Annotated in this window: 18 protein-coding genes; 3 read left to right on the top strand and 15 right to left on the bottom strand. The window is 58.9% G+C overall.

The window, feature by feature from the left end; all coding sequences use genetic code 11:
• The first annotated feature begins 43 nt into the window (after positions 1–43).
• Entirely contained in the window at positions 44–1435 is a 1392-nt protein-coding gene (gene creD, locus AB5Y50_RS10795; protein WP_302097814.1) for a cell envelope integrity protein CreD, read from the top strand.
• A gap of 51 nt (positions 1436–1486) precedes the next feature.
• Here the strand turns inward: creD and glmU are convergent, their stop codons facing one another.
• From glmU to mioC, 15 genes are all read right to left on the bottom strand, one after another.
• A complete protein-coding gene (gene glmU, locus AB5Y50_RS10790; RefSeq protein ID WP_302097816.1) occupies positions 1487–2848 on the bottom strand; it encodes a bifunctional UDP-N-acetylglucosamine diphosphorylase/glucosamine-1-phosphate N-acetyltransferase GlmU in 1362 nt (453 codons plus the stop codon).
• A gap of 93 nt (positions 2849–2941) precedes the next feature.
• A complete protein-coding gene (locus AB5Y50_RS10785) occupies positions 2942–3370 on the bottom strand; it encodes a F0F1 ATP synthase subunit epsilon (protein WP_010672259.1) in 429 nt (142 codons plus the stop codon).
• 18 nt (positions 3371–3388) lie between these two features.
• A complete protein-coding gene (gene atpD, locus AB5Y50_RS10780; protein ID WP_010672260.1) occupies positions 3389–4777 on the bottom strand; it encodes a F0F1 ATP synthase subunit beta in 1389 nt (462 codons plus the stop codon).
• A 33-nt stretch (positions 4778–4810) separates the two neighbouring features.
• Complete coding sequence (gene atpG, locus AB5Y50_RS10775) at positions 4811–5677, bottom strand: F0F1 ATP synthase subunit gamma (RefSeq protein ID WP_010672261.1); 867 nt, start codon at positions 5675–5677, stop codon at positions 4811–4813.
• A gap of 42 nt (positions 5678–5719) precedes the next feature.
• The gene (atpA, locus tag AB5Y50_RS10770) at positions 5720–7261 is read right to left on the bottom strand and encodes a F0F1 ATP synthase subunit alpha (RefSeq protein ID WP_043763835.1); all 1542 of its coding nucleotides are present in this window, start codon (positions 7259–7261) and stop codon (positions 5720–5722) included.
• A gap of 15 nt (positions 7262–7276) precedes the next feature.
• The gene (gene atpH, locus AB5Y50_RS10765; protein WP_010672263.1) at positions 7277–7810 is read right to left on the bottom strand and encodes a F0F1 ATP synthase subunit delta; all 534 of its coding nucleotides are present in this window, start codon (positions 7808–7810) and stop codon (positions 7277–7279) included.
• Between the two features lie 13 nt (positions 7811–7823).
• Positions 7824–8294, bottom strand: a complete 471-nt coding sequence (atpF, locus tag AB5Y50_RS10760) for a F0F1 ATP synthase subunit B (RefSeq protein WP_010672264.1) — start codon at positions 8292–8294, stop codon at positions 7824–7826.
• Positions 8295–8345: 51 nt separating this feature from the next.
• Positions 8346–8585, bottom strand: a complete 240-nt coding sequence (gene atpE / locus AB5Y50_RS10755) for a F0F1 ATP synthase subunit C (protein ID WP_010672265.1) — start codon at positions 8583–8585, stop codon at positions 8346–8348.
• 58 nt (positions 8586–8643) lie between these two features.
• Positions 8644–9426, bottom strand: a complete 783-nt coding sequence (gene atpB / locus AB5Y50_RS10750; protein ID WP_010672266.1) for a F0F1 ATP synthase subunit A — start codon at positions 9424–9426, stop codon at positions 8644–8646.
• 8 nt (positions 9427–9434) lie between these two features.
• A complete protein-coding gene (locus AB5Y50_RS10745; protein WP_010672267.1) occupies positions 9435–9845 on the bottom strand; it encodes an ATP synthase subunit I in 411 nt (136 codons plus the stop codon).
• A gap of 190 nt (positions 9846–10035) precedes the next feature.
• The gene (locus tag AB5Y50_RS10740; protein ID WP_010672268.1) at positions 10036–10944 is read right to left on the bottom strand and encodes a ParB/RepB/Spo0J family partition protein; all 909 of its coding nucleotides are present in this window, start codon (positions 10942–10944) and stop codon (positions 10036–10038) included.
• Positions 10941–11744, bottom strand: a complete 804-nt coding sequence (locus AB5Y50_RS10735; protein ID WP_029313362.1) for a ParA family protein — start codon at positions 11742–11744, stop codon at positions 10941–10943. The genes AB5Y50_RS10740 and AB5Y50_RS10735 overlap by 4 nt, the downstream gene beginning before the upstream one ends.
• Positions 11745–11771: 27 nt before the next feature.
• Entirely contained in the window at positions 11772–12398 is a 627-nt protein-coding gene (rsmG, locus tag AB5Y50_RS10730; RefSeq protein WP_010672270.1) for a 16S rRNA (guanine(527)-N(7))-methyltransferase RsmG, read from the bottom strand.
• Positions 12399–12418: 20 nt separating this feature from the next.
• Complete coding sequence (gene mnmG / locus AB5Y50_RS10725; protein ID WP_010672271.1) at positions 12419–14308, bottom strand: tRNA uridine-5-carboxymethylaminomethyl(34) synthesis enzyme MnmG; 1890 nt, start codon at positions 14306–14308, stop codon at positions 12419–12421.
• A 508-nt stretch (positions 14309–14816) separates the two neighbouring features.
• Positions 14817–15266: an FMN-binding protein MioC gene (mioC, locus tag AB5Y50_RS10720; protein ID WP_319882752.1), complete on the bottom strand. Its 450-nt coding sequence runs from the start codon at positions 15264–15266 to the stop codon at positions 14817–14819.
• A 371-nt stretch (positions 15267–15637) separates the two neighbouring features.
• On the opposite strand from mioC, the gene AB5Y50_RS10715 reads away from it, so the two are divergent.
• Positions 15638–17746, top strand: coding sequence for a TonB-dependent siderophore receptor (locus AB5Y50_RS10715; RefSeq protein WP_041214177.1), 2109 nt, complete (start codon positions 15638–15640; stop codon positions 17744–17746).
• 60 nt (positions 17747–17806) lie between these two features.
• The gene (locus AB5Y50_RS10710; RefSeq protein WP_319882753.1) at positions 17807–19453 is read left to right on the top strand and encodes a multidrug ABC transporter permease/ATP-binding protein; all 1647 of its coding nucleotides are present in this window, start codon (positions 17807–17809) and stop codon (positions 19451–19453) included.
• The last annotated feature ends 29 nt before the right edge of the window (positions 19454–19482 follow it).

Genomic DNA, 19482 nt, shown 5'->3' with positions numbered 1-19482 from the left:
CGCGACCCCGGCACACTCCCGTTCAACAACAAGGAGACGTGTCATGGTCAAACAGATTTTCACCCACAAGATCGCCCTGCTGCTGTTGCTCTGCCTGCTGATGATGATCCCGGTTCACGCCATCATGGAGCTGAATCGGGAGCGCCAGGCCTATCGCAGTCAGGCCATTCACAGCATCATGGCCAGCCACAGCGGGCCCCAGCGCCTGATGGGGCCCGTACTGGTACAACCCTATACCCGGGCCGTCACCGTCGAGCAGGATGGCAAACATTTCGTGCGCAAGGAGCAGGTCTATCGCTACCTGCTGCCCAAGAGGCTGGACGTGCGGGCCAGCATGGAGGTGACCCCGCGCAAGCTCGGCATCTATCAGGCCCAGATTTATCACAGTCGCCTCTCTCTCTCCGGCCTGATGCCCACCAGCCTGGCTGACAAGGGGCTGGTGGCCGGCAACCCGAACCTGAGCTTCGACCCGGCGGATCCCGCCCTGGTGCCGGGCAAACCCTATCTCAGCCTGATCCTCTCCGATGCCCGGGGCATCAGCCGTGTACCCGAACTGCAATGGGGAGAGCAACGCATCCCGTTTGCCCCTGGCGCCCAGCTGGGAGACGGGCGAGCGGGGATCCATGCCCCGCTCGACGCCTTGCCAGACGAAGATGGCCGCTTTCACATCGAGCTGGATCTGCAGGGCATGAACGCGCTGGAAGTGGTGCCGCTCGGACAGGACAGCCGGTTTCACCTGAGCGGCAACTGGCCCCATCCCAATTTTCTCGGCGACTTTCTGCCCGGTGAACGCACCCTTGCGGATCAAGGGTTCGAGGCAAGCTGGCAGACCAGCTGGTTCGCCACCGACATGGAGAGCCGCTTCAACCGCATGATGAAGGGAGCCGGTACCCAACTGCCGTCATTCAGCGTCAGCCTGGTGCAACCGGTGGATCACTATCAGCTGAACGAGCGGGCCGCCAAATATGCCCTGCTGTTCATCGGCCTCACCTTCATCAGCTTCTTCATGTTCGAGCTGCTAAAAGGGCTGCGGGTACACCCCATCCAGTACGCGCTGGTGGGCATGGGGCTGGCCATCTTCTATCTGGTGCTGCTGGCGCTGACCGAGCATCTCGGTTTTACCTGGGCCTATCTCATTGCCGCCCTGGCCAGTGTGGCCCTCAACGGCTTCTACCTGAGCCATGTGCTGGGCGGCCCGAAACAGGGCATGGGATTCGCCGCCCTGCTGGGGCTGGTCTACGCCATTCTGTTCGGGCTGCTGCAGGCCGAGGAGACAGCCCTGTTGCTCGGCGCCCTGCTGCTGTTCGCCACCCTGGCGCTTGTCATGGGGCTGACTCGCAAGCTCGACTGGTATCAGGTGATGGAGAGCAGTCCCTCCGCCACCGCATGGGCGGCCCCCCAGCCATCGACCAGTAACACCAGCCATCAGCCATAAGCAAAAAAACCGGCGCCCTCGGGCGCCGGTTTGCATTTCATTGATCGGGCATCACTTCTTCTTGACCGGACGGGGCCAGTTCGGAATGTGGCGCTGGGGCACCCGGGTGATCACCAGCTCGTTTTCCGCCACATCCTTGGTGATGGTGGAACCCGCCCCCAGGGTCGCCCCCTTGCCGATCCGCACCGGCGCCACCAGCTGGGTATCGGAGCCGACGAAGACATCGTCCTCGATGATGGTCTGGAACTTGTTCACCCCGTCGTAATTGCAGGTGATGGTGCCAGCACCGATGTTCACCTTGGCGCCGACGTCCGCATCCCCCAGATAGGTCAGATGACCGCACTTCGAGCCAACCCCCAGCCGGGCCTTCTTCATCTCGACGAAGTTGCCGACATGGGCATCCTGCTCCAGCACGGCACCCGGGCGCAGGCGGGTAAAGGGCCCGACCGAGCACTGGTCGGCAATTTGCGCACCTTCGATGACGGAGTAAGGTTTCACCTCGGAGTGGTCGCCGATCACACAATCCTTCAGCACGCTGCCGGCACCGATGCGCACGTGATTGCCCAGCACCACCTTGCCTTCGATGATGACGTTGACGTCGATCACCACCTCCTCCCCGATTTCCAGGGAACCCCGCAGATCGAAACGGGCCGGATCGATCAGGGTGGCGCCAGCGATCATCAGCTTCTCGGCCTGCATCTGCTGGTAGCTGCGCTCGAGCGCCGCCAGCTGCACCCGGTTGTTGGCCCCTTCCACTTCCATGGCGCTGTCCGGGTGGACGGCGGCGATGGCACAGCCATCCCCATGGGCCATGGCGATGACGTCGGTCAGATAGAACTCGCCCTGGGCATTCTTGTTGTCCAGGCGGGACAGCCAGCTACGCAGCTGACCACCGTTGGCCACCAGCACGCCGGTGTTCACTTCGCGGATGGCAAGTTGCTCGACGTTGGCATCCTTCTGCTCGACAATGCCGACCACCTGACCATGTTCCCGCACGATGCGGCCATAGCCGGTCGGGTTGTCCAGTACCACGGTCAGCAGCGCCATGCCATCGTCGGTCTTGGCGGCCAGCAACCGTTGCAGGGTCTCGGGCTGGATCAGCGGGGTATCGCCGTAGAGCACCAGCACGTCGTCTTCGTCATGCCAGAACGGAATGGCCTGGGCGACGGCATGGCCGGTCCCCAGTTGCTGGGCCTGCAGCACCCAGTTGAGGTCAGATGCCTGGATCCGCTCCTTCAGCAGTTCGGCGCCGTGGCCATAGACCAGGTGCAGCTGTTCGGCACCGATCTGGCGGGCGGTCTCGATCACATGGGAGACCATGGGCTTGCTGGCAACGGGGTGCAGCACCTTGGGCAGGGAGGAACGCATGCGGGTGCCTTTGCCCGCAGCCAGGATCACGACGTTGAGAGACATAGCTAGCCTTTGAAACAGGTGGAAATGCTGGGCGGAGTCTATCCAACGGGCAAAAAAAAAGCGACCCGAAGGTCGCTTTTTGCATCACCGTGATTAACGGTAATTCTTTTTGACGATATCGATAACCCGCAACTGGGCCATCGCTTTGGCCAGCTCGGCAGACGCCTGAGCATAGTCGATATCACCATGGGAGCTGTTGATCCGCTCTTCGGCACGACGCTTGGCTTCCTGGGCTTTCGCCTCATCCAGATCGTCGGCGCGAATGGCGGTATCGGCCAGCACGGTCACGGCTTCGGGTTGTACTTCCAGCATGCCGCCGGAGATGTACAGCACCTCTTCGCTACCATTTTGCTTGATCAAGCGGACCAGGCCCGGCTTGATGGCAGTCAGCAACGGAGCATGACCGTGGCGGAGACCCAGCTCACCTTCGGAGCCTGATACCTGGGCAGATTGCACGCGACCGGAAAACAGTTTTCCTTCGGCGCTCACCACATCCAGGTGAAAGGAGATCATCTCAGCCATGGGCCCTCCTATCGAGGCTTACAGTTTCTTGGACTTCTCGACGACTTCGTCGATGCCGCCAACCATGTAGAACGCCTGCTCCGGCAGATCGTCATACTCGCCCTTCAGGATGCCCTGGAAGCCACGGATGGTTTCCTTCAGCGGCACGTATTTGCCCGGAGAACCGGTAAACACTTCTGCCACGAAGAACGGCTGGGACAGGAAACGCTCGATCTTACGGGCACGGGCTACGGTCAGTTTGTCTTCTTCTGACAGTTCATCCATACCCAGGATGGCGATGATGTCCTTCAGCTCCTTGTAGCGCTGCAGTACGGTCTGAACGCCACGAGCGGTCTCGTAGTGCTCCTTGCCAACCACCAGCGGATCCAGCTGACGGGAGGTGGAGTCCAGCGGGTCAACGGCCGGGTAGATACCCAGAGCCGCGATCTGACGGGACAGTACGACGGTCGCATCCAGGTGGGCGAAGGTGGTCGCCGGAGACGGGTCGGTCAAGTCATCCGCAGGCACGTAAACGGCCTGTACGGAGGTGATGGAACCGGTCTTGGTGGAGGTGATGCGCTCTTGCAGAACACCCATCTCCTCGGCCAGGGTCGGCTGGTAACCTACTGCGGAGGGCATACGGCCCAGCAGTGCGGATACTTCGGTACCGGCCAGGGTGTAACGGTAGATGTTGTCCACGAAGAACAGCACGTCACGACCTTCGTCACGGAACTTCTCGGCCATGGTCAGGCCGGTCAGCGCCACGCGCAGACGGTTTCCGGGCGGCTCGTTCATCTGACCGTAAACCAGAGATACTTTGTCCAGTACGTTGGACTCCATCATCTCGTGGTAGAAGTCGTTACCCTCACGGGTACGCTCACCTACACCGGCGAACACGGAGTAACCGCTGTGCTCGATCGCGATGTTACGGATCAGCTCCATCATGTTGACGGTCTTGCCTACACCGGCGCCGCCGAACAGACCAACCTTACCACCCTTGGCGAACGGACATACCAGGTCGATAACCTTGATGCCGGTCTCCAGCAGCTCGGTGCTGTTGGACTGATCTTCGTAGCTGGGGGCTTCGCGGTGGATGGACCAACGCTCTTCTTCGCCGATCGGACCCTTCTCGTCGATGGGGTCGCCCAGTACGTTCATGATACGGCCCAGGGTCGAGGTACCGACCGGTACCTGGATGGCCTTGCCGCTGTTAACTACTTCCAACCCACGACGCAGACCGTCGGAGGAACCCATGGTGATGCAACGCACGACGCCGCCGCCGATCTGTTGCTGAACTTCCAGTACCAGACCCTGGCCTTGGCCTTCGCTGACAACCTTCAGTGCATCGTACACCTGGGGCACGGCATTCTGCGGGAACTCGATGTCCACCACAGCGCCGATGATTTGGACGATGAAACCGTTACTCATGTCAAATCCTCTAAACCTTTGATAACCCTTGCCTTACACCGCAGCAGCACCGGAAACGATCTCTGTGAGCTCCTGGGTAATACTGGCCTGACGGGCCTTGTTGTATACCAGTTGCAGATCGTTAATCAGGTTGCCGGCGTTGTCAGTCGCGGCTTGCATGGCAACCATTCGGGCTGCCTGTTCACTTGCCAAGTTTTCTACCACACCCTGGTAGACCTGGGATTCGACGTAGCGAATCAGCAGGGTATCCAGCAGTTGCTTGGGATCCGGCTCATAGAGGTAGTCCCAGTGGTGCTTCTTGGCGAGCTTGCTGTCTTCTGTTACGGGCAAAGGCAGCAGTTGATCGACTTTTGGTTGCTGAACCATGGTGTTGACGAACTTGTTGTACACCAGATACAGCCTGTCAATCTCACCGTTGTCGTAAGCCTTCAGCATGACCTTCACTGAACCGATCAGGTCATTGACGCTCGGGTTGTCGCCCAGTCCGGAGACGTGGGCTTTCACCTTGGCGCCGTGCCGTTCAAAGAAGTTGGAGGCCTTGTTACCGATCAATGCCAGGTCAACCTTGGCACCTTTCGCGCTCCATTGCTTCATATCATTGAGGGCAGCCTTGAACAGGTTGATGTTCAGACCACCACACAGGCCACGGTCGGTGGAGACGACGATGTAACCCACTCGCTTCACCTCACGTTCGATGAGGTAGGGGTGCTTGTATTCCAAGTTCCCCTGAGCGATATGGCCGATCACCTTGCGCATGGTTTCAGCGTACGGACGGCTGGCAGACATGCGTTCCTGCGCACGGCGCATCTTGCTTGCTGCCACCATTTCCATAGCGCTGGTGATCTTCTGAGTGTTCTTCACACTCCCGATCTTGTTACGTATCTCTTTTGCGCCGGCCATCTCTTCTCTCCATCAGGTGGCAGCTTGCGCTGCCACACACGCTTACCAGGTCTGGGTTGCCTTGAAGTCATCCAGCAACGCAGTCAGCTTGCCAACGATCGCGTCGTTGTAGTCGGCCTTGGCATTGATTTCAGCCATCAGCTCGGCATGCTGGGTATTGGCGTAAGAGAGCAGAGCGGCTTCGAAGTCGACGATTTTGCTCAGTTCGACATCGGCGAGATAACCCTTCTCGGCGGCGAACAGTACCAGGGACTGTTGTGCCACGCTCATCGGGGTGTACTGCTTCTGCTTCATCAGCTCGGTCACTTTCTGACCGTGGTCCAGCTGCTTGCGGGTCGCGTCATCCAGATCGGAAGAGAACTGGGCGAATGCGGCCAGTTCGCGGTACTGGGCCAGCGCGGTACGGATACCACCGGACAGCTTCTTGACGATCTTGGTCTGAGCAGCACCGCCCACACGGGAAACGGAGATACCCGGATCAACCGCCGGACGAATACCGGAGTTGAACAGCTGGGAGGTCAGGAAGATCTGGCCGTCGGTGATGGAGATCACGTTGGTCGGAACGAACGCGGACACGTCACCGGCCTGGGTTTCGATGATCGGCAGGGCGGTCAGGGAACCGGTCTGGCCTTTCACGGCACCCTTGGTGAACTTCTCGACGTACTCGGCGTTCACGCGAGCGGCACGCTCGAGCAGACGGGAGTGCAGATAGAAGACGTCACCCGGGTAGGCTTCACGTCCAGGCGGACGGCGCAGCAGCAGGGAGATCTGACGGTAGGCAACGGCCTGCTTGGACAGGTCATCATAGATGATCAGGGCGTCTTCGCCGCGGTCACGGAAGTACTCACCCATGGAGCAACCGGCGTAGGGAGCCAGGTACTGCAGAGCAGCCGCTTCGGAGGCAGAAGCCACGACCACGATGGTGTTGGCCAGGGCGCCGTGCTCTTCCAGCTTGCGCACCACGTTGGCGATGGTGGAGGCCTTCTGGCCGATCGCAACGTAGACGCACTTAATGCCGGAATCTTTCTGGTTGATGATGGTGTCGATGGCGATGGCGGTCTTACCAACCTGGCGGTCACCGATGATCAGCTCACGCTGGCCACGACCGATAGGGATCATGGCATCGATGGCTTTCAGACCGGTCTGGACTGGCTGGTCAACAGACTTACGCTCGATAACGCCCGGGGCGATCACTTCGATCGGCGAGAAGCCGTCGTTGTCTACCGGACCCTTACCGTCGATCGGCTGACCCAGGGTGTTGACCACCCGGCCCAACAGACCACGACCGACCGGCACTTCCAGAATGCGGCCGGTACCCTTTACCTTCATCCCTTCGGCCAGATCGGCATAGGGACCCATTACTACGGCACCAACGGAGTCACGCTCCAGGTTCAATGCCAGAGCGAAGCGGTTGCCCGGCAGCTCGATCATCTCACCCTGCATGGCATCGGCCAGACCGTGGATACGAATGATACCGTCGCTTACAGAAACGATGGTACCTTCGTTACGCGCTTCGCTTTTGACATCAAACTGCGCAATGCGCTGCTTGATCAGCTCGGCGATTTCAGTGGAATTCAGTTGCATGCTCTAATACCCCAATCAAGATTGCAGCGCATCGGCCATGCGATCCAGCTTACCGCGGACCGTACCGTCGATAACGAGATCACCGGCCTTGATGAGCACCCCGGCCATCAAGGACGCATCTGTGCTGCAATTCAGCTTCACTTTGCGCGCGAGACGTTGTTCCAGAGAAGCCTGAATATTGGCTTTCTGCTGGTCGGTCAGTTCGATCGCCGAAATCACGTCAGCCTGAACTTCTTTGTCCAGTTCAGCCTTGAGCGCGACGAATTCGGCAACGACCGCCGGCAGCACACCCAAGCGACCATTCTCGGCCATCACCCGGATCAGGTTCTGACCGTGCTCGTTGAGCTGCTCACCGCAGACACCGACAAACAGCTTTGCCAGTTCTTCGGCAGCAACGGAGCCGTTTACCAGGCTGTGCATGGTCTCGTTTTCTGCCACCTGAGCGGCGAAATCAAGCATCTCCAGCCATTGGTCAACCGCCTTGTGCTCAACGGCAAACTCGAAAGCAGCCTTGGCGTAGGGGCGAGCGATTGTAGTCAGTTCAGACATAGCCCCGTTCCCGTTACAGTTCTGCTACCAGTTTGTCGACGATGTCGCTGTTGGCAGCCTGGTCGATTTGGCGTGCCAGGATCTTCTCTGCACCCGCGATGGCAAGAGCAGCAACCTGCTTGCGCAGTTCTTCTTTGGCACGATGACGTTCAGCTTCGATCTCTGCACGGCCCTGAGCCAGGATTTTCTCCCGCTCAGCTTGGGCTCCGACAGCGGCCTCATCAATGATCTGGGCCTTGCGTTTGTTGGCCTGATCGATGATTTCAGCAGCCTGAAGCTTGGCTTCTTTCAGCTGATCGGTGGCGTTGGCCTTGGCCAGCTCCAGATCTTTCTTGGCACGCTCTGCAGAAGAGAGGCCGTCAGCGATTTCTTTCTGACGGGCTTCGATGGCAGCCATCAGCGGCGGCCATACGTACTTCATGCAAAACACTACGAAGATGAAAAAAGCAACTGCTTGGCCGAGGAGGGTGGCGTTGATATTCACAGCCGATGTCCTCTTTAGTTAGTTAATGGGTTCTGCGTGAGTCGTAATGACTTAGGCAACCGCAAACATCACATACAGACCCAGACCAACGGCGATCATCGGGATCGCATCCACCAGACCCATCACGATGAAGAACTGGGTACGCAGAACAGGGATCAGGTCAGGTTGACGAGCTGCACCTTCCAGGAACTTGCCACCCAGGATACCGATACCGATGGAGGCGCCGATAGCCGCCAGACCCATCATCATTGCAGCAGCGATGTACAGCAGGTCCATGTTCAAGTTTTCCATGAGGATCTCCATTTATTTAGATGTAATTGATTGTATAAAAAGGATTATTTGAGTTGCATCAACCATGGTCTTCCTGCGCCATCGACAGATAGACGATGGTCAGAACCATGAAGATAAACGCCTGCAAAGTGATGATCAGGATGTGGAAGATTGCCCAAGGCACGGACAGGATCCACTGTGACCACCAGGGTAACAAACCCGCAATCAGGATGAAGATCAGTTCGCCAGCATACATGTTGCCGAACAGTCGCAGACCCAATGAAACAGGCTTGGAAATCAACGTGACGGTTTCAAGGATGAAGTTAACCGGGATGGCAGCAGGGTGATTGAAAGGCTGAAGCGTCAGCTCCTTCACGAACCCGCTGATACCCTTGACCTTGATGCTGTAGTACAGGATCAAGAAGAACACGCCCAAAGCCATGGACATGGTGATGTTAACGTCAGCAGAGGGAACCACACGCAGATAGGGAACACCCATCAACTGTGCAGCGTGAGGGATAAAGTCAACGGGGATCAGGTCCATGAAGTTCATCAGGAAGATCCACACGAACACCGTCAGGGCCAAAGGTGCGATGACCTTGTTGCGACCATGAAAGATGTCCTTGACGTTACCATTCACAAACTCGACCAGCATCTCCACAAAGCACTGCAGCTTACCGGGCACACCGCTGGTGGCCTTGACGGCAACCTTGCGGAACAACCAGATAAACAGGGCGCCTAGCACGACGGAAAATATCATGGAATCGATATTCACCGTCCAGAACCCGGACCCTACCTGCAGGTGGGTCAGGTGGTGGGAGATATATCCCTGAGGAGTCAGGACTTCTCCGGTTGCAGACATGAGTTTTCCTAATAGTGGTTGTTAAGCGTGAATGAAACTATCCACTGTACAACGAGGGCGAGGATATAAGTGGCGAAGAACGAGGCGGTGTCGACCTCAATCCCGGCGCCAAACAGCAGGGCGAAAAGTCCTGTTGTAGTAATGAGCTTAATCCCTGCCCCACCATAAAAGTCCCGCAAAACCAGGCCTACGCTCTCTTTCGTCACCTTGCGGCGCAGAACCCAGAGCGTGAACAGGGCTTGAGGAACCCAGTACATCCCCCCTCCGTAGAGAGAGGATTGTCCGGCGAACTCTCCCGCCTGATAAAACCAGACGGTGGCGATCGCCAGGATCAGGACCAGCTGACAAACGAGCATAGCCAAGGCCAGCGTCAAACCTTCCAAGGCTATTTTCTGCTTCACCAACCTACCCCTGAACATTACAGAACTGTAAAAAATCGGGATCCGAAGACCCCAGGTTCACAGCTCGAAAAGCCGGTCAAATTATACCCGTGAAGACGGCTATTGCAACATGGCAAAAATCCTTAATTTTTGCGGCTTTCCGCGCGAAATTAAGGTTATGTTCATATCGAAAGTAATGGATGTTTTATTACTACAAAAAGCGTAAAAATCACGATTCTGACAGGCCAAAATAGCCCAATACCCGGTCCAAATCTGCCAAGTTATCGTAACTTATTACTAACTTGCCGCTATCTTTCTTGCCCGGCTGAAGTTGCACCTGATTGCCAATTTTTTCAGAAATCTGGCGCTCGAGATAACCAAACTGCGGATCGCGGACGGGTTCAACCCTGGTTTTTGCCGGTTCCAGTGCTTTTTGCACCAGCTTCTCGGTATCTCGCACTGTCAGCCCCTTCTGGGCCACCAGTTTGGCCAGCTCTGACTGGGCCTGGCCGCTCAGGGCCAGCAGGGCACGGGCATGCCCCATGTCGAGGTCGCCGTGCTCCACGAAGCGCTTCACGTCCTCGTTGAGCTGGTTGAGACGCAGCAGGTTGGTGACAGTGGTGCGGGACTTGCCTACCGCCTCGGCAACCTGCTGGTGAGTCAGTTCGAACTCCGTCAGCAGGCGCTGGAGGGCGACGGCCTCCTCGATGGCGTTGAGATCTTCACGCTGGATGTTCTCGATAAGTGCGATGGCGACGGCCGCCTCGTCGGCGACATCCTTGACCAGGCAGGGCACCACTTCGAGACGGGCCAGCTGGGAGGCGCGCCAGCGGCGTTCACCGGCAATGATTTCGAAACGGTTTTCACCGATGGAGCGAACCACGATGGGCTGGATCACCCCTTGTGCACGGATGGAGTTGGCCAGCTCCTCCAGCGCATCCTGGGACATGTCCTTGCGCGGCTGGTATTTGCCGGACTGCAGCCACTCCACCGGCAGCTTGCGCAATTCCCCCTGATTGGTCGGGGCCATGGCCTGTTCGGTGCGCTGGTCGCTCATCACCTGTTTCTGGCGGGCGGCCGTGCTGGTGCTGAGCAGGGCGTCCAGCCCCTTGCCCAGCCCACGTTTCTTCGGCGTCATATGCTCTCTCGATCTGCGGTGAGCGGCTGGGACTCCTGTTCCTGGCGGCGCAGGATCTCGCCAGCCAGGGCCAGATAGGCCTTGGCCCCCACCGATGATTTGTCATAGTGCATGGCTGGCGCGCCAAAGCTCGGCGCCTCCGCCAGTCTTACGTTGCGGGGAATGATGGTGCGATAGACCTTGTCCCCGAAATGCTGTTTCAGCTGATCGGACACATCATTGGCCAGCCGGTTGCGATGATCGAACATGGTGCGCAGCACCCCTTCGATCTTCAGCTCCGGATTGACCACGGCTGCCAGCTTGCTGATGGTGTCCACCAGGGCGGTCAGCCCTTCCAGCGCATAGTATTCGCACTGCATGGGCACCAGCACGGAGTCGGCGGCGGCCATGGCGTTCACCGTCAGCATGTTGAGAGAAGGCGGGCAGTCGATGAAGACGTAGTCGTACTTGTCCCTGACCGAGGCCAGGGCGTTGCGCAGGCGGATCTCGCGGGCAAAAAACTCCATCAGGCGGATTTCTGCCGCGGTCACGTCGGCATTGGCGGCGATCAGGTGATAGCCTCCCGAGGTTTCGGGGATGATCACCTCGCCGATGGGGGCATCTTCGATCAGCAGTTCATAGGCGGTGCGCTCGACATCGTACTTGTCGACGCCACTGCCCATGGTGGCATTGCCCTGCGGATCCAGATCGATCACCAGCACCTTGCGCCGGGTAGCGGCCATGGAGGCGGCCAGATTCACACAGGTGGTGGTTTTACCCACTCCACCCTTCTGGTTGGCTATGGCAATGACTTTTCCCACACTGTCCCCTAAATGAATGCGGCGGCCCTATTCGGGCTGGATGGCTTTAAACTCCAGCAGATGGCGTTCGCCTTCCAGTTCCGGCACCACCAGCTTGTGGGTGGCAACCAGACGAATGCTGTCAGGCAACTGTGCCAGCTCCTGCTCGGGGTATTGTCCCTTGAGCGCCAGGAAGCTGCCCTCGGGTGACGGCAGATGATGACACCAGCTCAGCATGTCCTCCAGGGAGGCGAAAGCCCGGCTCAGTACACCATCAAATCCGGTCTCGGGTTGATACTCCTCCACCCGGGATTTGACGGGGGTCACATTGGTCAACCCCAGCTCCAGGATCACCTGGCGGATGAAGTTGATCCGCTTGCCCAGGCTGTCGAGCAGCACGAACTGTTTGTCCGGATTGATGATGGCCAGCGGCAGTCCGGGCAGACCCGGACCCGTTCCCACATCGATGAAGCGTTCACCGTGCAGGTGAGGGCTCACCACCAGGCTGTCGAGGATATGCTTGACCAGCATGGCGTCCGGATCTCGCACCGAGGTGAGATTGTAAGCCTTGTTCCACTTGTGCAGCAACTCGACCAACTGCACCAACTGGGTCTTCTGGGTTTCGGTGATAACAATTCCGGCCTGCATGAGCAGGCCGTTCAATCTTTGCAGCATGTTGTCCAACGGGGAATTCCTCAGGCGGTTTTACGCAGCAGGCCGTGTTTCTTCAGGTGCACCAGCAAGATGGAGATGGCGGCAGGGGTGATGCCGGAGATGCGAGACGCCTGACCAATGGTCTCTGGCTTGGCATCGTTGAGCTTGGCGATCACCTCGTTGGAGAGACCGTTGACGTCGCGGTAGTTCATATCCAACGGCAGCAGGGTGTTTTCGTTGCGCAGCTGTTTCTCCACCTCGTCGTGCTGACGCTCGATGTAACCGGCGTACTTGATCTGGATCTCCACCTGATCCGCGGCAGCCGCATCGGTCAATGCAGGCCCCACACCCTCGATGGCCATCAGGGCATCGTAGGTCACCTCGGGGCGACGCAGCAGCTCTTCCAGGCTCTGCTCCCGGGTCAGGGGAGTGTTGACCAGGGCGTTGACGGCCTCCAGAGACGGATGCTGTGGGTGGATCCAGGTCGAGCGCATGCGCTGACGTTCCTGCTCCACCTGTTCCACCTTGGCATTGAACAGGCTCCAGCGATGATCATCCACCAGACCCAGCTCGCGGCCGATGGCGGTCAGGCGCAGATCCGCGTTGTCTTCCCGCAGCAGCAGGCGATATTCGGCACGGCTGGTGAACATGCGATAGGGTTCGCGGGTCCCCAGTGTGGAGAGATCGTCCATCATCACGCCCATGTAGGCCTGATCCCGGCGTGGGTGCCAGGCTTCCTTGCCCTGAGCGCGCAAGCCCGCGTTCAGACCGGCCATCAAGCCCTGTGCAGCGGCCTCTTCATAGCCGGTGGTGCCGTTGATCTGGCCGGCGAAGAAGAGGTTCTCGATGCACTTGCTCTCCATGTTGGCCTTGAGATCCCGCGGATCGAAGAAATCGTACTCGATGGCGTAGCCAGGGCGAGTGATATGGGCATTCTCGAAGCCACGGATCGAGCGGACGATCTGCACCTGCACGTCGAACGGCAGGCTGGTGGAGATCCCGTTCGGGTAGAGCTCGTGGGTGGTCAGGCCTTCCGGTTCCACAAAGATCTGGTGCGCCGTCTTGTCGGCAAAGCGGGTGATCTTGTCCTCGATCGACGGGCAGTAGCGCGGGCCTATCCCCTCGATCACCCCGGCGTACATGGGGCTACGATCCAGGTTGTTGCGGATCACCTCGTGGGTCTGCTCATTGGTATGGGTCACGTAGCAAGGCATCTGGCGCGGATGCTGACTGGCGTTGCCGATGAAGGAGAAGACCGGGCGAGGATCGTCACCATGTTGCTGCTGCATCACGGAAAAATCGACGGTGCGTGCATCGATGCGTGGTGGCGTGCCCGTTTTGAGGCGATCGATGCGCAGCGGCATTTCACGCAGGCGCTGGGCGAGGGCAATAGAGGGAGGATCCCCGGCGCGACCCCCTTTGTAGTTCTCCATGCCAATGTGGATCAGACCATTGAGGAAGGTGCCAACGGTCAGTACGACCGTCTTGCCGCTGATGCGGATCCCGCTCTGGGTAACGACCCCGGCGACGCGATCCCCGTCCATGACCAGATCGTCGCAGGCCTGCTGGAAGATCTTCAGGTTCGGGTAGTTCTCCAGGGTCTGACGCACCACAGCCTTGTACAGCAGGCGATCCGCCTGGGCACGGGTAGCCCGCACCGCAGGGCCCTTGGAAGAGTTGAGCGTGCGGAACTGGATCCCGCCGAGATCGATGGCCTGCGCCATGATCCCGCCCAGGGCGTCGACTTCCTTGACCAGGTGTCCCTTGCCGATCCCGCCGATCGCCGGATTGCAGGACATATGCCCCAGCGTATCTATGTTGTGGGTGAGCAACAGGGTATTGAGACCCATGCGGGCTGCCGCTGTTGCTGCTTCGGTTCCTGCATGACCGCCACCGACGACGATCACATCAAATTGTTCATGGTATTGCATTGGGGATCACCTTGATCTGCACGCCTGAAGATCTTTGTTTGCCTGGTCTGAAGGGCGGATCATTCTATCTGTTTAGCATCCGGAGGGGAACGTCTACTTCAGGATCAGTATGGATCAGGGATCGGTTAAATAGATCTTAAGGATCTTTAGATCGATCTTTTATTGGATCTTTTATTAGGATCCGCGACTTCTGTTGATAAGGCATTTTTGATCATAAAGATCATTCGGTTAAGGTCGATCGCTGCTTGTGGAAAAGCTTGGATCCAGAGGGGGCGAACGGGGGGATAACATGGGTTTTTATACACAGATACATGGTCGGCAAGATCTAATACATGAATAACTATAGGTTTTGCAGAGCTTAGCACCTAAGTTATACACAATTATCCGAGCTCATGTGGGGAGCTCTCGGGAAAAACTTATCCGGATCCCCCTGTTAATAACCTGGTGGATAGGGATCTGGGGATAACCAGGGAGATCGGAGGTCGTGACCGGATCTCCCTGGCCCTGATCAGCCGATCAAGGTCACCCAGTCGTGGATCCAGGTTTCTGCGGCATCTTCGGGGATCTCGTGCTGGGTCACGTCTATTTCCAGGAGATCCCCCAGTCGGCTGGCACCGCACCCGGCCAGCAGCCGATCCAGCGTCTTGCCGCCCTGGCAGAAGGTGTCATAACTGCGATCCCCCAGGGCGATCACTCCGTACTTGAAGGCGGCGAGATCCGGCTGCTGCTCGGCAAGATCCCGGGTAAAGGGCTGCAGATTGTCGGGTACGTCCCCCGCACCATGGGTGGAAGTGACCACCAGCACGATGGCTTCTGGCTCGGTCAGGATCCTGGCCAGGCTGGCGGGGTTGTGGATCTCCGCCTGGTGGCCCGCCTGTTCAAGCAGGCCGACCACATGATCTGCGACATATTCGGAGGCCCCCAGCATGGAGCCGACGACGAGGTTGAGTTTGGCCATGGAATGGATCCTGATGTCATCGAAAAAGTGAAGAGCGGGGATCTTACCGCCAAAGCATGTGGATAAATATGGATAAAGCTTGGGGATAAGGATCCTGTCCACTTTTTTGTTGCCAAAACCGGTCTCGTGGCCGTCATGCTGCCTTCTTTCCGCCTGTTGCGACCTCATCGCACCTTTCGTTGTCAAACGACACTTTAAAACATCAATTAACAATGCAGATGCAAATGATTAGCAATTATTGAATCGATTCGATCACGGCACCTGTAGTAGCATGGCGCTGCTTTATTCGCCTGAGGCGCCGGGCTGACCGGTCCAATTGGGCACCCATAATAAGAAATCAAACATAACTTATTGATATTTGAGACACTTATATGATTGCGCAAAAAAATACCCCGAATGCCGTGATGCGAAAGAGAGGCGCACAGCTGCTGCCGCTCTCCTGTCTGCTGGCGTCCCTGCCCGTGTTGGCGGCGGAACAGGCGGATAAAGAGTTGCCCAAGGCGGGCGAAACCATGGTCGTGACCGGGACCGCCATGAAGGTCGAGGTCCCGATGGCAGAGACCCCCCGTGCCGTCTCCGTGGTCAATCGCGAAGAGCTGGACCAGCACGCCGTACTCAAGCTCGACGAGTCCCTGCGCTATCGCTCCGGCGTCCTGTCCCAGTCCTATGGTTCGGACACGGATGCTGACTGGTTCAAGGTGCGCGGCTTCGATGCGGCTTCTTACCTGGATGGCAACCGTCTTTTCAGCACCGGTTACTATGTCTGGACCCCGGAGCCCTTCGGCCTTGAGAGCGTGGAAGTGCTCAAAGGCCCGGCCTCCATTCTGTATGGCGAAGCCCCTCCCGGAGGCGTCATCAACGCCATCAGCAAGCGTCCGACCGCGACCCCGCAGGGTCTGGTGAACCTGCAACTGGGCAACCGGGATCTGCGCCAGGTCGGGGTGGATGTCTCTGACTCTCTTACCGACAACAGCCGTTATCGTCTGGTGGCCCTCTACAACGAGCGGGACGGCGTGCTGGATGGCACCTACAACGAGCGCGCCTATCTGGCGCCGAGCGTGACCCTGGATATTTCGGATCGCACCACGCTGACGCTGCTTTCCAGCTTCAAGCACGATGAAGGGGTGCCGACCAACGGCTTCTTCCCGGTTTACGGCACCCTGAATACCTCCGGCGGCCAGATCGATCCCTCCACCAACCTGAGCCAGCCGGATTACGATCGCAATCGCAATACCCAGATCTCCGCCGGGTACGAGCTGGCCCACCAGCTCAACCAGACCTGGGAGTTCAAGCAGAACGTTCGCTTCAACTACAACGATCTGCTGCTGCGCCAGACCTATATCTTCCCGACCTATGAAGGCACCACCGCCTACCGCGGCCTGGTCTACCGGGATGGGGATACCAAGAGCGCCACCATGGACAACCAGATGGTGGGCTACTGGAACACCGACAGCACGGAGCAGACCCTGCTGCTGGGGGTGGATCTGCAGCGCCATGTGAATGAAGGCCAGGAGGCCGACAACTATGGCATGGGCGCCATCAACACCATGAACCCGGATTACAGCGGTTTCCCCGGTTTTGATGAATCCACCGCGACCCATCAGAAGAGCACCAAGGGCCAGAGCGGCCTCTATGCCCAGCACCAGATCCGCTGGGATGATCGCTGGCTGCTAACCGCGGGCGGTCGTTTCGACTACGTGGAAACCCACAACATCAGCGAAGCCAAGAGCAAGAACGAGAAACAGTACGACGACAACCTCTCTCTCTCCGGCAGCCTGATGTACCTGGCCGACAACGGTCTCTCCCCTTACTTCGCCTATGCGGAATCCTTCGAAGTGCTGCCGGGGATAGACCCCAACACCGGCAACTCCTACAAGCCGCTGGAAGGCAAGCTCTACGAGACCGGGGTCAAGTACGCACCCAGCTTCCTCGATGGCTACATCAACCTGGCGCTGTTCGATCTGGAGCAGACCAACTCCCTGGTCTCTACCGGCTCCGGCCAGCAGACCCAGGCCGGTGAAGTGACCTCCCAGGGGGTCGAGCTGGAAGGGAGCGTGCAGGCCACCGAGGCGTTGCGCCTGACCGCTGCCTATACCTATACCGATGCCAAGACCAACGACACCGGCAACGGCGATCGTCGTGCGAGCCTGATCCCGCGCCACCAGGCCTCCTTCTGGGGCAACTACAAGGTGCAGCAGGGCCCGGTATCCGGTCTTGAGCTGGGTTCCGGCGTGCGCTATGTGGGTTCCAGCGTCGGCATCGGCGCGGTGAATGCGGACTACACCCCCATCTATGGTTCCGCCCAGGTACCGGCACACACCGTATGGGATGCGATGATCGGGTATGACTTTGCCAAGAACTGGCGTGCCCAGATCAACGTCAACAACCTGCTGAACGACACCTATGTGGCGAGCTGCGACTACTACTGCTACTACGGCGAGCCGCGCAGCATAGTCGGCACCGTCAACTACCGCTGGTAAGCGACAGGCCGGGCGGGGGCGAAGGCTCCCGCCCTCCTTCCATTCATCTACAGGCCTGTCATGGAACTCTTGTCACTGGTTTATCGCCAATACCGTTGGCCCTTCATCGCCATTACCCTGCTCAGCCTGCTGAGTGCTGTCAGTGGGATAGGCGTCATTGCCTTCATCAATCAATCACTTATCGAATCAGTCGGGGATCCGCTGCCGATCCTGGGTCAGCTTGTCGGCCTTGTCTTGCTGCTGCTGGTGATCACGCTCGGATCCCAACTGGCCCTGACCACCCTGGGTCACCATTTCGTCTACCGGTTGCGTGGCCGCCTGCTCAAGCAACTGCTGGATACCGACGTCGCCCGTCTGCGTCAAATAGAGCAGGGGCCGCTCCTGGCCTCCCTTTCCAGCGACATCGGTCAGATCACCATCGCCTTCGTGCGCCTGCCGGAGCTGGTACAGGGCCTGGTGCTCACCCTGGGCTCCATCATCTACCTTGGCCTGCTCTCTCCCGCCTTGCTCGGTGTTACCGCCCTCTGGGTCACCGTGACCATGGTGGTGGGCTGGCTGCTGGTGAACCGGGTCTATCGCCACCTGGCGCACATGCGCCAGGCCGAAGACAGGCTCTACCAGAACTACCAGTCCATCATCGCCGGGAGCAAGGAGCTGGCGCTCAACCGCGAGCGTGCCCACTTCGTCTACCACCAGCTCTATGAGCAGAATGCCCGGGACTACCGGGAGCAGATCATCCGCGCCGATACCTACCACCTGAGCGCGGTGAACTGGTCGAACATCATGATGCTGGGTGCCATCGGCCTGGTCTTCTTCCTGGCCAACGGGCTGGGCTGGGCCAACACCAATGTGGCCGCCACCTTCGCCCTGACCCTGTTGTTCCTGCGCACTCCCTTGCTGCAAGGTATCGGAGCCTTGCCGACCCTGATCGCCGCCCAGGTGGCGTTCGACAAGATAGCTGCCCTCAATCTGGCGGAGCCGGACGAAGCGTTCCCGCTGCCGCCTGCGCCTCGCCCCTGGCAGCGCATCGAGCTGGATCAGGTGAGCTTTCACTACCAGGGGGAGGGCGGTTTTTCCGTGGGTCCCATCAATCTGGTGATCGAGCGGGGGGAGCAGATATTCCTCATCGGTGGCAATGGCTCCGGCAAGTCGACCCTGGCCATGCTGCTGACTGGGCTCTATCAACCGGTCTCTGGCCGGATCCTGCTGGATGGGGAGCCGGTCACCGATCGCAACGGCTATCTGGGGCTCTTCTCCGCCATCTTCACCGACTACCACCTGTTCCAGCATTTGCTGGGGCCCGAGCCGAAAGAGGCGCTGGTCGCCGAGTGGCTTGAGCGGTTGCAGATGGGCAGCAAGCTTGCCATCGAGGATGGCTTCATCGCCGATATCGACCTCTCCCAGGGCCAGCGCAAGCGGGTCGCCCTGCTGCTGGCCCTGGCAGAGCAGCGGGAGGTGATGCTGTTCGACGAGTGGGCCGCGGATCAGGATCCCCAGTTCCGCCGCATCTTCTATCAGGTGCTGTTGCCGCGTCTCAAGGAGATGGGCAAGACGGTGATCGCCATCAGCCACGACGATCACTACTTCTCTCTGGCCGATCGCCTGCTGGAGATGCGCCAGGGCCGCCTCACCGAACTGACCGGCGAGCAGCGCGAGCAGGTGAGCCGGGATGCGGTCGCCCATCTGGATGGCAAGGTGCCGGCCTGATGCTGGCACCGATGAGACTGGCAGCAAGC

This window comes from Aeromonas sp. s6, assembly GCF_040907815.1.
Taxonomy (GTDB): Bacteria; Pseudomonadota; Gammaproteobacteria; order Enterobacterales; family Aeromonadaceae; genus Aeromonas; species Aeromonas caviae.
The sequence above is the reverse complement of the archived record's forward strand: the minus strand, read 5'-3'. Positions and strand labels throughout refer to the sequence as shown.

Bases quoted from the DNA above. Each gene is read 5' to 3' on its own strand.
- mnmG (WP_010672271.1), bottom strand. From the start codon at position 14,308: ATGCAATACCATGAACAATTTGATGTGATCGTCGTCGGTGGCGGTCAT.
- mioC (WP_319882752.1), bottom strand. From the start codon at position 15,266: ATGGCCAAACTCAACCTCGTCGTCGGCTCCATGCTGGGGGCCTCCGAA.
- rsmG (WP_010672270.1), bottom strand. From the start codon at position 12,398: ATGCTGCAAAGATTGAACGGCCTGCTCATGCAGGCCGGAATTGTTATC.
- atpE (WP_010672265.1), bottom strand. From the start codon at position 8,585: ATGGAAAACTTGAACATGGACCTGCTGTACATCGCTGCTGCAATGATG.
- AB5Y50_RS10710 (WP_319882753.1), top strand. From the start codon at position 17,807: ATGGAACTCTTGTCACTGGTTTATCGCCAATACCGTTGGCCCTTCATC.
- AB5Y50_RS10715 (WP_041214177.1), top strand. From the start codon at position 15,638: ATGATTGCGCAAAAAAATACCCCGAATGCCGTGATGCGAAAGAGAGGC.
- creD (WP_302097814.1), top strand. From the start codon at position 44: ATGGTCAAACAGATTTTCACCCACAAGATCGCCCTGCTGCTGTTGCTC.
- atpH (WP_010672263.1), bottom strand. From the start codon at position 7,810: ATGTCTGAACTGACTACAATCGCTCGCCCCTACGCCAAGGCTGCTTTC.
- AB5Y50_RS10740 (WP_010672268.1), bottom strand. From the start codon at position 10,944: ATGACGCCGAAGAAACGTGGGCTGGGCAAGGGGCTGGACGCCCTGCTC.
- AB5Y50_RS10785 (WP_010672259.1), bottom strand. From the start codon at position 3,370: ATGGCTGAGATGATCTCCTTTCACCTGGATGTGGTGAGCGCCGAAGGA.
- atpD (WP_010672260.1), bottom strand. From the start codon at position 4,777: ATGAGTAACGGTTTCATCGTCCAAATCATCGGCGCTGTGGTGGACATC.
- AB5Y50_RS10745 (WP_010672267.1), bottom strand. From the start codon at position 9,845: ATGTTCAGGGGTAGGTTGGTGAAGCAGAAAATAGCCTTGGAAGGTTTG.
- atpG (WP_010672261.1), bottom strand. From the start codon at position 5,677: ATGGCCGGCGCAAAAGAGATACGTAACAAGATCGGGAGTGTGAAGAAC.
- atpA (WP_043763835.1), bottom strand. From the start codon at position 7,261: ATGCAACTGAATTCCACTGAAATCGCCGAGCTGATCAAGCAGCGCATT.
- glmU (WP_302097816.1), bottom strand. From the start codon at position 2,848: ATGTCTCTCAACGTCGTGATCCTGGCTGCGGGCAAAGGCACCCGCATG.
- atpB (WP_010672266.1), bottom strand. From the start codon at position 9,426: ATGTCTGCAACCGGAGAAGTCCTGACTCCTCAGGGATATATCTCCCAC.